Origin of the sequence: Rhodococcus sp. A14 (genome assembly GCF_011603105.1) — a bacterium.
Taxonomy (GTDB): Bacteria; Actinomycetota; Actinomycetes; order Mycobacteriales; family Mycobacteriaceae; genus Rhodococcus_F; species Rhodococcus_F opacus.
Map to the genome: position 1 here is coordinate 16,821 of NZ_JAAOQS010000110.1, position 12,269 is coordinate 29,089.

Sequence of the window (12,269 nt, forward strand, 5' to 3'; positions counted from 1 at the left end):
TGTGGGACATAATGTGACGCGTGGTAGATGAGTTGTCACTGCGGTTGGTTCCGGATGCGTTGTGGGAGATAGTCGCACCATTGATTCCGCGTTTTGTCGCCCGGCCGCAGGGAGGTGGCAGTGCGCCGGCCGATGACCGGGCGGTGTTCACCGCGATCGTGTACGTGCTCACCAGCGGATGTGCGTGGCGGCACCTGCCGCCCTCGTTCGGGGTGACCGTGCCGACCGCGCATCGACGGTTCAGTGCCTGGGTGCGGGATGGGGTGTTCGAGAAACTGCATCGCGAGGTGCTCGACCGGCTCGGTAGCGCGGGCGAACTCGACTGGACGGCAGCGATCTTGGACGCGGCAAGCGTTCGGGCGAAAAGGGGGGATCGCTGACCGGTCCCAGTCCGGTCGACCGCGGCAAGAAGGGATCGAAGATCCACGTCCTGTCCGAAACGAATGGAATCCCACTGGTCGTGGGCGTGACCGGGGCGAACACCCACGACAGCACGATGCTGCAACCATTGGTGGCAGCGATTCCGGCGGTGAAGTCCAGGCGCGGACCACGCCGACGCAAGCCGGGAAGGCTTCGCGCCGACAAGGGCTACGACTACGACATTCACCGACGGTGGCTGCGCGAACGAGGCATCGTCCCGCGGATCGCCCGCCGTGGCATTGAGCGAAACGATCGCCTCGGCCGGTACCGGTGGAAGATCGAACGCACCATTGCCTGGCTCACCGGCTACCGGCGTATGACCATCCGCTACGAGCGCCACGGCGAACACTTCGCCGGCTTCCTTCACCTCGCCGCCGCACTGACCTGCTTCAAGAAACTCCCCACATGAGACACGCTCTTATTAACGTCCCGTTGTTAACAAGTACTCACAGGTGCGGAGCGCATGAGAATCCAGGAGTTCACCGTCTCCGACGAGACGTCGGGGCCGTATGCGATCACGGCCGGGCCCGACCAGGCCATGTGGGTGACGCTCGTCCACGCCGGTCGCATCGCGCGCCTCACAGTCGACGGCGAAGTCGCGACGTATCCGCCCGACACCGCGGAGTGTGGGCCCACCATCATCACGTCGGGTCCGGACGACGCCTTGTGGTTCACGCGATTCCGCGACCACCGGATCGGGCGGATGACGTCGGACGGTGCGATCGATTCCTTCCCGACCCCGACCTCGGACAGCGGTCCGTTCGGGATCGCCGCCGGCCCGGACGGTGCACTGTGGTTCACCGAGACGAATGCCGATCGGATCGGGCGGATCACCACTGACGGGAAGATCACCGAGTTTCCTCTGCCCACTGACGGCGGGTTCCCTTCGGCGATCACGTCGGGCCGGGACGACGCACTGTGGTTCACCCTCAACCAGGCGAACGCGATCGGCCGTATCGACGTCGATGGCAACGTCGCGACGCATTCTCTACCCACGCCCGCCGCCGGGCCGGTGGGAATCACCCGCGGGACCGACGACGCGCTGTGGTTCGTCGAGATCGGCGCCGGGCAGATCGGCCGGATCTCCGCCCACGGCCGGATCGACGAGTTCGCACTCCCGGACCGCTCGGCCCGACCTCACGCCGTCGTCGCCGACCCCGACGGCGGTTGCTGGTTCACCGAATGGGGCGCAAACCGCATCGGACACATCGGGCCGGGCGGCGACATCACCGAATACGACCTGCCGACACCGTCTTCGGAGCCGCACGGGATCGCCGTGGGACCGGACGGTGCGGTCTGGGTCGCGCTGGAGATCGGACGTGTTGTGTGCTTCGCACCCGTGAGTACTTGTTAACGTCCCGCGGTTAATAAGTACTCACAGGCGCGAAGCGCACATGCTCACGGGCGCGGCTGCGCACGACTGTCGCCGCGGAACTCGGCGATGACGTCGTCGCCGCGCCGGACGGTGACGTCGTAGATGCCGTTGCGCCCGAAGCGGGCCCGTTCCACGGCCTCGGCGACGAGGGTGTCGCCGAGGCGGGTGGCGGTCAGGAATCGGATGTCGGCGCGGGCGGCGACGGCGGGCGAGTCGTATCCGTTGCACGCCATCGCGAATGCGGTGTCGGCGAGGGTGAACACGAAGCCGCCGTGGGTGATGCCGTGGCCGTTGACCATGGTCTCACCCACGACCATCGACGCGACCGCGTGGCCGGGGCTGAGCTCGAGGATCTCGATGCCGAGCGCCTGGGACGCGTTGTCGGCCTCGAACATCTTCCGCGCGATACGGCATTCCGCGGACGCGTCGACAGTCATGGTTCTCCTACTGGTTGTAGACGGATTCTTCTTCTTGGACGTACATGGTGACGCCGCCGGTGGCGAAGTTGCGGACGTCCTTGCCCGCCTGCTTCATCTCCTCGGACTGCAACCCGGACTTCATGGTGGCGGCGTCGGGGAAGACCAGGCTCGCGACCGCGTAGTACGGCGGCGTCCCGCCGTCGAGGGCACTGCACTTGCCCCAGGTGAAGTCGGACAGGCCGGGAACCTTGCGGGCCAGCGGCATGTGGGTGTCGCGGTAGTAGGCGTCGAACGCCTCGGGGTCATCGGGCTGGCCGTAGCAGACGGCGACCTTGAAGCTCATGCGTTTTCTCCTTTGGCGACGAGGGTGAGAACGTCGTACGTTGCGACGGGATCGCCGTCCTGGTTGACGACGACTGCATCCCAACGGACTTCACCGTAGTCGGCGCTGCTGCGCGGGGTGATGAGCTTCGCGGTGAGCGTGACGGTGAGGCTGTCGTCGGCCTTGACGGGGGTGAGGAACCGGAGGTTGTCGACGCCGAAGTTGGCGAGGACGGGACCGGGATTCGGTTCGACGAACAGGCCGGCGGCGAGGGATACGACGAGGTATCCGTGCGCGACGATGCCACCGAACAGGGGGTTCGCGGCCGCGGCCTCGGGGTCGGTGTGGGCGTAGAACGTGTCGCCGGTGAACTCGGCGAAGTGGTCGATGTCGGCGAGCGTGACCTGGCGGGGGCCGCCGACGATGGTGTCGCCGATCCGCAACTGTGCGAGGTTCTTCCGGAACGGGTGGATGCCGTCGTCGTTGCGCTGCGAACCGGTGACCCACTTGTTTCCGACCGCGGTCAGGATGTCGGGGGTGGCCTGGACCGCGGTGCGCTGCATGTGGTGCAGAATGCCGCGGATGCCACCGAGTTCCTCACCGCCGCCTGCGCGTCCGGGGCCGCCGTGCACGAGGACGGGCAGGGGTGAGCCGTGGCCGGTGGATTCCTTCGCGTCGTCGCGGTTGAGGACGAGGACGCGGCCGTGGAACGGGGCGAGGCCCAGCACGATGTCGCGGGCGAGTGCGGAATCGCAGGTGACGAGGGAGGCGACGAGGCTGCCCTTGCCGCGGGCGGCGAGTTCGATGACCTCGTCGGTGCTTTCGTATCCGATGACGGTGCTGACGGGGCCGAAGGCCTCGATGTCGTGGGGTTCGGTGGCGTCCTTGTCGTCGGAGCGCAGCAGGATCGGCGGCAGGAATGCGCCCGTCGCCTTGTCGGCGCCGACGACCTCGAAGTTCTCCGGGTCGCCGACCACGATCTGCGCCGTCTTGGTCAGGCCGCGCAGCGATTTCAGGACCTCCTCGCGCTGTTCGAGGCTGGCGAGGGCACCCATCGTGACGCCTTCGGCGTCGGGGGCGCCGACCACGACGCGCGACAGCCGGGCCTCGGCCGCGGCGATGACGTCGTCCATCAGTGCGGTCGGCACGAAGGCGCGCCGGATGGCGGTGCACTTCTGGCCGGCCTTCACCGTCATCTCGGTGACGAGCTGCTTGACGTAGAGGTCGAATTCCTCGCTGCCGGGCTCGACGTCGGAGCCGAGGATCGACGCGTTGAGCGAATCGGCCTCGGCGTTGAAGTGGACGCCCTCACCGACGACGTTCGGATGCGCCCGCAGGGTGGCCGCGGTGTCGGCAGATCCGGTGAATGCCACGGAGTCCTGCCCGCCGAGGTGGTCGAGCAGCCCGCGGGCGCTCCCCGACAGCAGCTGGACCGAACCCTCGGGCAGCAGCCCGGACCCGATGATGCGACGGAACACGAGCTCGGTGAGATAGGCCGACTGGCTCGCGGGCTTCACGATCGAGGGGACGCCGGCGATGAACGCGGGGGCGAGCTTCTCGAGGAAGCCCCACACCGGGAAGTTGAACGCGTTGATCTGGACGGCCACGCCGCGGCGCGAGGTGTAGACGTGCTGGCCGAGGAACGTGCCCTTCTTGCCCAGCTGCTCGAAGGCGCCGTCGAGGTAGACGGTGTCGTTGGGCAGTTCCCGCCTGGCCTTGCTGGCGTAGCTGAGAAGGGTGCCGAAGCCGCCGTCGATGTCGACGCCGGAGTCGCGCTTGGTGGCGCCGGTCGAGGTGGAGAGGGCGTAGAACTCGTCCTTGCCGGCCATGAGAGTGAGGGCGAGCGCCTTGAGGGCGGCGGCGCGCTCGTGGAAGGTCAGCTTCGCGAGCGCCGGTCCGCCCACCTCGCGGGCGTAGGTCACCATCTCGCCGAGGTCGAGTCCGGTCGCGGAGATGCGCGCCACCTCGGAGCTGTCGACCGCGCTCAGCAGCGGCGTTCCCTCGTCCGGCGCGGTGTACCAGCGTCCGGCGGCGTAGCTTTCCAGTAACTTGCTCACGACAACTCCATTTCACCGTACGTTCGGTCGGTTAACAGAATCGTCGCTTCCTCAGCTGGTTGTCAAGGGAGGATCGCAACTTTTCGTGCGCTACCTCCTCTTGCGTACCGACCGAAGATTCGGTTATTAATAGACGGCACCCCCGTGAAGGAGAAGACTGTGGCCGAAGTGTTTCTGGTGGACGGAGCCCGTACCCCGCAGGGGCGATACGGCGGAGCGCTCGCAGGAGTGCGCCCCGACGACCTTGCCGGTCTCGTCGTGGCCGAGGCCGCCCGCCGGGCCGGAATCCCGGGCGACGCCGTCGACGAGGTGATCCTCGGAGCCGCCAACCAGGCCGGCGAGGACAACCGCGACGTCGCCCGCATGGCCGTGCTGCTCGCGGGCCTGCCGGACAGCGTTCCCGGCTACACGGTGAACCGCCTGTGCGCGAGCGGTCTGACCGCCGTCGCCTCCGCCGCGCACACCATCCGCAGCGGCGAGGCCGACATCGTCATCGCCGGCGGTGTCGAATCGATGACCCGCGCACCCTGGGTGATGGCCAAGCCCGGCACCCCGTGGGCACGCCCCGGAGAGGTGGCCGACACGTCGCTCGGCTGGCGCTTCACGAACCCGCGGTTCACCGCCACCGACCGGGACGTTCCGGTCGGGGCCGGACCGGACGTCCGCAAGGTGACGTTGTCGATGGGCGAGACGGCTGAGGAGGTCGCCGCGCTCGAGGGCATCACCCGCGCCGAGAGCGACGCCTTCGCGCTGCGCAGCCAGGAGCGGGCGATCGCGGCGGTCGACGCCGGCCGGTTCGAGCGCGAGATCGTGCCCGTGCCGGTGCGCGACGGTGAACTGACCGCCGACGAAACCCCCAGGCGGGGAACCACGCTGGAGAAACTGGGCTCGCTGAAACCGGTGTTCCGCAAGGACGGCATCGTGACCGCCGGCTCGTCGTCCTCCCTCTCGGACGGCGCCGCGGCACTGGTCGTCGCAAGCGAGGCGGCGGTGGAGAAGTACGGCCTGACCGTCCGCGGCCGCATCGTCACCAGCGCCAGCGCGGGCATCGCCCCCAACGTCATGGGTCTGGGCCCGGTCCCGGCCACCCGCAAGGCCCTCGCCCGCGCCAACTGGTCGATCTCCGACCTCGGCGCCGCCGAACTCAACGAAGCCTTCGCGGCGCAGTCGCTCGGGGTGATCCGGCAACTGAAGCTCGACGAGTCGATCGTCAACGCCGACGGCGGCGCCATCGCACTCGGCCACCCACTGGGCTGCTCGGGTGCGCGGATCCTTCTGACGCTGCTCGGCCGGATGGAACGCGAAGGCGCCCGCCGCGGGCTCGCCACGCTGTGCGTGGGCGTCGGCCAGGGCGTCGCGATGCTGATCGAGGCGCCGTGAACACACTGAAAATCGAGGACCGCGACGACCGGATGGTGGTCACGCTGCACCGTCCCGCGCAGCGCAACGCGATCAACGCGGAGATGATCGGCGAACTGCACCAGGTGTGCGCCTCGCTGGAAGCGACGCTGAAGCCGATGCTGCTGACCGGCGAGGGCGACCACTTCGCCGGCGGCGCCGACATCGCCGAACTACGCGAACGCGGCCGCGACGAGGCGTTCGCCGGCATCAACCGCAATCTGTTCGACCGCATCGCGAAGCTGCCGCTGCCCACCGTCGCGGCGGTGAGCGGGTACGCGCTCGGCGGCGGCGCCGAACTGTCCTACGCGTGCGACATCCGCATCGCCACCGAGACCGCGGTCTTCGGGAACCCCGAGCCGGGGCTGGGGATCATGGCCGCGGCCGGGGCCAGTTACCGGTTGCCCGAACTGGTCGGCACGTCCGTCGCCAAGCAGGTCCTGCTCGGCGGCCGGAACCTCGACGCGCAGGACGCGCTGCGCAGCGGGCTGGTGATGAGTGTCGTCGCACCCGGCGAGCACATCGATGCAGCGCACAAGGTCATCGACCGCATCACGCGCTCGGCGCCGCTGGCGCTCAAGCTCACGAAGATGATCGTCGACGCGCCGGGCTCGCACCCGTTCGCCGACGACATCGCCCAGGCGGTGCTGTTCGAGAGCCGCGACAAACACGACCGCATGACTGCCTTTCTGGAGAAGAAATGACGAGCACAGCACCGAAGAACGTCGGAGTGGTCGGCGGCGGCCGGATGGGCGCGGGTATCGCGCAGGTCTTCGCCACCCTCGGCTCCACCGTCACCATCGCCGAGAGCGGCGACCGGCAGGCGGCCCTGAAGCGGGTGTCCGACGGACTCGACCGCGCGCACGAACGCGGCAAGCTCGGCGACGTCGATCCCGCGACGATCCTCGGACGGGTGTCGACGGTGGCCGCCCCCGATGCGCTTCCGCCGGCCCTGGATCTGGTGGTCGAGGCGGTGCCGGAGTTGGTGGACCTCAAGCTGTCCGTGCTCTCGCTCGTCGAGAAGACGGTCGACTCGTCGACGGTGATCGCCAGCAACACCAGTTCTATTTCCATCGCCGGCCTGGGCGCGGCGCTGAACGACCCGGCGCGGCTGATCGGCATGCATTTCTTCAACCCGGTTCCGGCGTCGACGCTCGTCGAGATCGTCCGCGCCCCCGCCACCGACGCCGGCGTCGTCGAGAAGGTCCGGGAGTGGGTCGCCCAGCTCGGTAAGACCGAGGTGCTGGTCAATGATTCCCCCGGCTTCGCGACCAGCCGTCTCGGCGTGTGCCTCGGGCTCGAGGCGATCCGGATGCTCGAGGAAGGCGTCGCCGACGCCGAGTCCATCGACCGGGCCATGGAACTGGGCTATCGCCACCCGATGGGGCCGCTGCGGTCCACCGATCTGGTCGGACTGGACGTCCGGCTCGCGATCGCCGAGCACCTCGCGAAGACGCTCGGTGACCGGTTCTCGCCGCCGGCGCTGCTGCGCGAGAAGGTCGCGGGCGGGGAACTCGGCCGCAAGACCGGCCAGGGGTTCTTCACCTGGTCCTGACCGGGCCACGCACACCACAACCAGCAGGAGGCACATTCTCATGAGCACTGACGACGTGGTCGGACTTTCCGTGGACGCGGGACTGGCCACCATCACCCTGCGCCGCGCGGGCGCGTCCAACGCCCTGGACCGCGCGGTGAAGGAACAGTTGCTGGCGGCGGTGGAGAAGGTCGCCGCCGACGACGGCGTGCGTGCCCTGCTGCTGCAGGCGGAGGGCAAGAACTTCTGCGTCGGCCAGGACCTGGCCGAGCACGTGGCCGGCCTCGAGGCGGACGCCGCGCACGCGATGGACACCGTCGCCGAGCACTACAACCCGCTGCTCCGGGCGCTGGCCGGGGTCCGCGTCCCGGTCGTCGTCGCGGTCGGTGGGGCCTGCGTCGGGGCGGGGCTGGGCATCGCCCTGGCCGCCGACATCCGGATCGCGGGGGAGGGCGCGAAGTTCGCTACGGCCTTCACGGGGATCGCGCTGGCCGGCGATTCCGGGCTGAGTCACACCCTGGTGCAGGCGCTGGGACCGAGCCGGGCGACCGGGCTGATGATGCTCGGCGACCGGTTCACGGCGGCGCAGGCGCTGGACTGGGGGCTGGTGCACCGGGTGGTTCCCGACGCCGAACTCGGGGACGCGGCCACTGCGCTGGCGCGGAAGCTGGCTGACGGTCCCACGGCCGCGTACGCGCAGGTCAAGTCGCTGGTCTCGGCGGCGTCGAGCGGGCTGTCGGAGGCGCTCGAGCGGGAGCGCGAGGCCGCGGAGCAGCTCGGCCGGTCGAAGGATCACCGCAGCGCGGTCGACGCGTTCCTCGCGAAGCGCACGCCCGCCTTCGAAGGCCACTGACGTAATTCGGCTCCCGCCCTTGTGTGGGCGGGAGCTGACATGCATACTTGATACCAACCGATCATTCGGTAATAGAGGTAGGACATATGACCACGTCACACGCTTCCGATGAGCTGCAAGAGCTCTTCGATGACACCATCGCAGCCGACCAGAGGGTCGAGCCGCGGGACTGGATGCCCGACGGCTACCGCAAGACGCTGATCCGGCAGATCGCGCAGCACGCGCATTCGGAGATCATCGGCATGCAGCCGGAGGGCAACTGGCTCACCCGCGCGCCGTCGCTGCGTCGCAAGGCGATCCTCATGGCGAAGGTTCAGGACGAGGCCGGACACGGCCTGTACCTGTACTCGGCGGCCGAGACGCTCGGAGCCGACCGCGCCGACCTCACCGAGAAGCTGATCGAGGGCAAGCAGAAGTACTCCTCGATCTTCAACTACCCGACGCTGACCTACGCCGACGTCGGCGTGATCGGCTGGCTCGTCGACGGCGCCGCGATCTGCAACCAGGTCCCGTTGTGCCGCAGCTCCTTCGGGCCGTACGCGCGGGCGATGATCCGGGTGTGCAAGGAGGAGTCCTTCCACCAGCGTCAGGGTTTCGAACTGCTGATGACCATGATGCGCGGCACCGACGCCCAGCGCGAGATGGTGCAGGAGTCGGTGAACCGCTGGTGGTGGCCGGCGCTGATGATGTTCGGACCGCCGGACGATCAGTCGCCCAACTCCGAGCAGTCCATGAAGTGGCGCATCAAGCGGCACACCAACGACGAACTTCGTCAGCGGTTCGTCGACATGTCCATCCCGCAGGCCGAGGTGCTCGGCGTGACGTTCCCGGATCCGGACCTGAAGTGGAACGCCGAGCGCGGCGCTCACGACTTCGGCGAGCCCGACTGGAGCGAGTTCATGCAGGTGATCAAGGGCAACGGCGCATCGAGCGTCGAGCGCGTCGCCAACCGGCGGGCAGCACACGAGAACGGGGCGTGGGTGCGGGAGGCCGCGACGGCCTTCGCCCGCCGCGAGAGCAGCAAGGAGAACGCACGATGAGCACGGACGACAACGCAGTGCGCGCGGACTGGCCCCTGTACGAGGTGTTCCTGCGCGGCAAGCGCGGACTCAACCACGTTCACGTCGGATCCCTGCACGCCGCCGACGACGAGATGGCCGTCCGGCACGCCCGGGACGTCTACACCCGCCGCAACGAGGGCGTGAGCATCTGGGTGGTGCGGTCCAATTCGATCGTGGCGTCCAGCCCGTCGGAGAAGGATCCCTTCTTCGCGCCCAGCGGCGACAAGGTGTACCGGCACCCCACGTTCTACGAGATCCCCGACAACGTTCCCCACATGTGAGGCTGACGATGACCGACCACGACAATGCTTACGAAGGCCTCGTCGACGAAGACAGCCACGGCCAGTGGGCGTTCGGCACCAGCTTCGACGACCCCCTCGCGGGTGTCGACACCACGGTTCCGGAGGACGTCGACCTCTCCGCGCTGGCCGGCTACTGCCTGATGCTCGGTGACGATGCACTGATCAGCTCACAGCGTCTCGCCGAGTGGAGCACGCGCGCACCGGAACTCGAGGAAGAGGTTGCGCTCGCGAACGTCGGACTCGACCTGCTCGGTCAGGCGCGACTGCTGCTCGCCCGTGCGGCCGCGGCGGATGCGTCGGTCGTGCCGTACATCTCGGACACGAGCCCGATTCCCGCGGAGGACGCGCTCGCGTTCTTCCGGGACGAGAATCGGTTCCGCAACACCCGGCTGGCCGAACTCGACAACGGCGACTTCGCTCAGTCGATCACGCGACTGCTGGTGTTCTCGACGTGGCGTCTCGCGCTGTTCGATCGTCTCCGCACGTCCCGGGACCCGGTCCTCGCGGCGGTCGCGGTGAAGGGCGTCAAGGAACTCACCTACCACCGCGACTACGCGGCCCGCTGGGTTGTGACGCTCGGCTGCGGCACGGAGGAGTCGAAGACCAGGATGGCAGCGGCGCTTACCCACGTGTGGCCGTACGTCGAGGAACTGTTCGTCCCGACCACCGAGGAGCTTGCGCTCGCTGCGGTGGGGGTGGGCGTCGACCCGCGGGACGTGCGCGAGGAATTCGATTCGGTGCTCGAGCAGGTGCTGCACGCCGCCGAGCTCACCGCCCCGACCGGCCGGACCGTCGGCACCGTCGGCGGTCGGGCAGGCCGGCAGGGGCTGCACACCGAGGCGCTCGGACTGCTGCTCGCCGAGATGCAGAGCGTGGCCCGGGCGCATCCCGAAGGAGTGTGGTGACATGACCACCGCCGTGCGCAGCGACGCCCGTCGCCTCGCCGAATCCGTGCTCGACCCCGAGATGCCGATGCTCACGCTCGCCGATCTCGGTGTGCTGCGCGACGTCGAGGAATACGCCGACGGGTCGGTGGTCGTGACCATCACCCCCACCTATTCCGGTTGCCCCGCGATGGCCACCATGCGGGACGACATCGAGCACACCCTGCAGGACGCCGGGTTCGGCAGCGTCGAGGTCAAGACCGTCCTGTCGCCGCCGTGGAGCACGGACTGGATCAGCGAGAACGGCAGGCGCAAGCTCCGCGAGAACGGCTACTCGACACCCGGTCCCGCGCCGCGACGCGCATCGGGTCCGGTGCCGTTGACGCTCACCGTCAAGCCGCGACCCGTGGCGTGCCCCAAGTGCAACTCGGCGAACACCCGGCTCGACTCGGAATTCGGGGCGACGCTGTGCAAGGCGCTCTACCGGTGCCTCGACTGCCTCGAACCCTTCGATCACGTGAAGGAAATCTGACCATGACCACAGCGGTCTCCCCGAAACCCGGTGCGGCGTTGCGCAACCGGGCGTTCCACACCCTCACCGTCGCCGACGTCGAATCCCTGTGCGACGACGCGGTCGCGGTCACGTTCGACGTTCCGGCCGAGCTCGCCGACGAGTTCGCGTTCGGCCCCGGACAGTCGCTCACGCTGCGGCGGACGATCGACGGTGTCGAACACCGCCGCTCCTACTCCATCAGCGCCCCGGCCGGTTCCGCGCCGCGCGTCGGTGTGCGCGAGGTGTCCGACGGTCTGTTCTCGACGTGGCTCGTGCACGACGTCCGCCCCGGCGACCGGATCGAGGTGCAGGGCCCGAGCGGAACGTTCGTCGCCGACCCCGCGGCCGGTGGTCGCCACGTGCTGATCGCCGCCGGGTCGGGCATCACGCCGATGCTGTCGATCGCCGCATCGATGCTCGCGAATCCCGAGGCCGAAGTCGTTCTCCTGTATGGCAACCGGCGGACCCGCTCGGTGATGTTCGCCGAGGAGATCGCCGACCTCAAGGACACGTACGGGTCGCGCTTCGACATCATCCATGTCCTGTCCCGCGAGCCCCGCGAGGTCGAGCTGTTCACCGGCCGTCTCGACGCCGACCGGCTCCGGGCCATCTTCGACGCCGTGGTCCCCGTGGCCGATATCGATCACTTCTGGCTGTGCGGACCGTACGGGATGGTCACCGACGCCGAGACGGTTCTCGGCGACTTGCAGATCGACAAGGGCCGCGTGCATCACGAGCTGTTCTTCGTCGACGACGTGCCCCCGCCAATGGAAACCCACCGCGAGCCCGGCGTCACCGGGCCGAGCAGTGAAGTGACCCTGGTTCTCGACGGTCGCTCGACCACCGCGACGTTGCCGCGGGACGAATCGATCCTCGACGCCGCCGAGAAGTACCGCTCGGACCTTCCGTTCGCCTGCAAGGGCGGCGTCTGCGGAACGTGCCGCGCCAAGATCACCTGCGGTGAGGTGGACATGCGCCGCAACTACGCGCTCGAGGACTACGAGGTCGACTCCGGCTTCGTGCTGACGTGCCAGACCTTCCCGGTCAGCGACGACGTGACCGTCGATTTCGACGCCTGACCATACCCAGCC

At 68.6% G+C, this 12,269-nt stretch carries 14 protein-coding genes; 11 read left to right on the forward strand and 3 right to left on the reverse strand.

Annotated elements, in window-relative coordinates; all coding sequences use genetic code 11:
* Positions 1-20: 20 nt before the first annotated feature.
* A protein-coding gene (locus tag G9373_RS36865) for an IS5 family transposase (RefSeq protein WP_182623865.1) occupies positions 21-829 on the forward strand; the annotation gives its coding sequence in 2 pieces (ribosomal slippage) (positions 21-363 and positions 363-829; 810 coding nt in all).
* Between the two features lie 54 nt (positions 830-883).
* Positions 884-1,774: a virginiamycin B lyase gene (locus G9373_RS36870; protein ID WP_167119904.1), complete on the forward strand. Its 891-nt coding sequence runs from the start codon at positions 884-886 to the stop codon at positions 1,772-1,774.
* Between the two features lie 44 nt (positions 1,775-1,818).
* Here G9373_RS36870 and paaI read toward each other — a convergent pair whose 3' ends face one another.
* Genes paaI through paaZ form a run of 3 tightly spaced genes read right to left on the reverse strand, consistent with a single transcriptional unit; the run spans position 1,819 to position 4,593 of the window.
* Positions 1,819-2,232, reverse strand: a complete 414-nt coding sequence (paaI, locus tag G9373_RS36875) for a hydroxyphenylacetyl-CoA thioesterase PaaI (protein WP_005250762.1) — start codon at positions 2,230-2,232, stop codon at positions 1,819-1,821.
* A 7-nt stretch (positions 2,233-2,239) separates the two neighbouring features.
* A complete protein-coding gene (locus G9373_RS36880) occupies positions 2,240-2,557 on the reverse strand; it encodes an EthD family reductase (protein WP_005565792.1) in 318 nt (105 codons plus the stop codon).
* A complete protein-coding gene (paaZ, locus tag G9373_RS36885; RefSeq protein ID WP_120660303.1) occupies positions 2,554-4,593 on the reverse strand; it encodes a phenylacetic acid degradation bifunctional protein PaaZ in 2,040 nt (679 codons plus the stop codon). Before paaZ ends, G9373_RS36880 begins: the two co-directional genes overlap by 4 nt.
* A 159-nt stretch (positions 4,594-4,752) precedes the next feature.
* Between paaZ and G9373_RS36890 the strand changes: the two genes are divergently transcribed.
* The 9 genes from G9373_RS36890 (at position 4,753) to paaE (ending at position 12,257) form a co-directional block, all read left to right on the forward strand.
* A complete protein-coding gene (locus tag G9373_RS36890; protein ID WP_167119907.1) occupies positions 4,753-5,973 on the forward strand; it encodes a thiolase family protein in 1,221 nt (406 codons plus the stop codon).
* Positions 5,970-6,695, forward strand: coding sequence for an enoyl-CoA hydratase/isomerase family protein (locus G9373_RS36895; protein WP_167119910.1), 726 nt, complete (start codon positions 5,970-5,972; stop codon positions 6,693-6,695). The genes G9373_RS36890 and G9373_RS36895 overlap by 4 nt, the downstream gene beginning before the upstream one ends.
* Entirely contained in the window at positions 6,692-7,546 is an 855-nt protein-coding gene (locus G9373_RS36900) for a 3-hydroxyacyl-CoA dehydrogenase family protein (RefSeq protein ID WP_167119913.1), read from the forward strand. The genes G9373_RS36895 and G9373_RS36900 overlap by 4 nt, the downstream gene beginning before the upstream one ends.
* 40 nt (positions 7,547-7,586) lie before the next feature.
* Complete coding sequence (locus G9373_RS36905; protein ID WP_005250771.1) at positions 7,587-8,378, forward strand: enoyl-CoA hydratase-related protein; 792 nt, start codon at positions 7,587-7,589, stop codon at positions 8,376-8,378.
* Positions 8,379-8,464: 86 nt separating this feature from the next.
* The gene (gene paaA / locus G9373_RS36910; RefSeq protein WP_005250773.1) at positions 8,465-9,418 is read left to right on the forward strand and encodes a 1,2-phenylacetyl-CoA epoxidase subunit PaaA; all 954 of its coding nucleotides are present in this window, start codon (positions 8,465-8,467) and stop codon (positions 9,416-9,418) included.
* The gene (paaB, locus tag G9373_RS36915; protein ID WP_167119916.1) at positions 9,415-9,720 is read left to right on the forward strand and encodes a 1,2-phenylacetyl-CoA epoxidase subunit PaaB; all 306 of its coding nucleotides are present in this window, start codon (positions 9,415-9,417) and stop codon (positions 9,718-9,720) included. The genes paaA and paaB overlap by 4 nt, the downstream gene beginning before the upstream one ends.
* Positions 9,721-9,728: 8 nt before the next feature.
* Entirely contained in the window at positions 9,729-10,646 is a 918-nt protein-coding gene (paaC, locus tag G9373_RS36920; protein WP_037203486.1) for a 1,2-phenylacetyl-CoA epoxidase subunit PaaC, read from the forward strand.
* A 1-nt stretch (position 10,647) separates the two neighbouring features.
* A complete protein-coding gene (paaD, locus tag G9373_RS36925; protein WP_167119919.1) occupies positions 10,648-11,157 on the forward strand; it encodes a 1,2-phenylacetyl-CoA epoxidase subunit PaaD in 510 nt (169 codons plus the stop codon).
* A 2-nt stretch (positions 11,158-11,159) separates the two neighbouring features.
* Positions 11,160-12,257, forward strand: a complete 1,098-nt coding sequence (gene paaE / locus G9373_RS36930; protein WP_167119922.1) for a 1,2-phenylacetyl-CoA epoxidase subunit PaaE — start codon at positions 11,160-11,162, stop codon at positions 12,255-12,257.
* Positions 12,258-12,269 lie beyond the last annotated feature (12 nt).

Coding starts and splice junctions, on each gene's coding strand:
- G9373_RS36870 (WP_167119904.1), top strand. CDS start 884: ATGAGAATCCAGGAGTTCACCGTCTCCGACGAGACGTCGGGGCCGTAT.
- paaI (WP_005250762.1), bottom strand. CDS start 2,232: ATGACTGTCGACGCGTCCGCGGAATGCCGTATCGCGCGGAAGATGTTC.
- G9373_RS36880 (WP_005565792.1), bottom strand. CDS start 2,557: ATGAGCTTCAAGGTCGCCGTCTGCTACGGCCAGCCCGATGACCCCGAG.
- G9373_RS36900 (WP_167119913.1), top strand. CDS start 6,692: ATGACGAGCACAGCACCGAAGAACGTCGGAGTGGTCGGCGGCGGCCGG.
- G9373_RS36905 (WP_005250771.1), top strand. CDS start 7,587: ATGAGCACTGACGACGTGGTCGGACTTTCCGTGGACGCGGGACTGGCC.
- paaA (WP_005250773.1), top strand. CDS start 8,465: ATGACCACGTCACACGCTTCCGATGAGCTGCAAGAGCTCTTCGATGAC.
- paaB (WP_167119916.1), top strand. CDS start 9,415: ATGAGCACGGACGACAACGCAGTGCGCGCGGACTGGCCCCTGTACGAG.
- paaC (WP_037203486.1), top strand. CDS start 9,729: ATGACCGACCACGACAATGCTTACGAAGGCCTCGTCGACGAAGACAGC.
- paaD (WP_167119919.1), top strand. CDS start 10,648: ATGACCACCGCCGTGCGCAGCGACGCCCGTCGCCTCGCCGAATCCGTG.
- paaE (WP_167119922.1), top strand. CDS start 11,160: ATGACCACAGCGGTCTCCCCGAAACCCGGTGCGGCGTTGCGCAACCGG.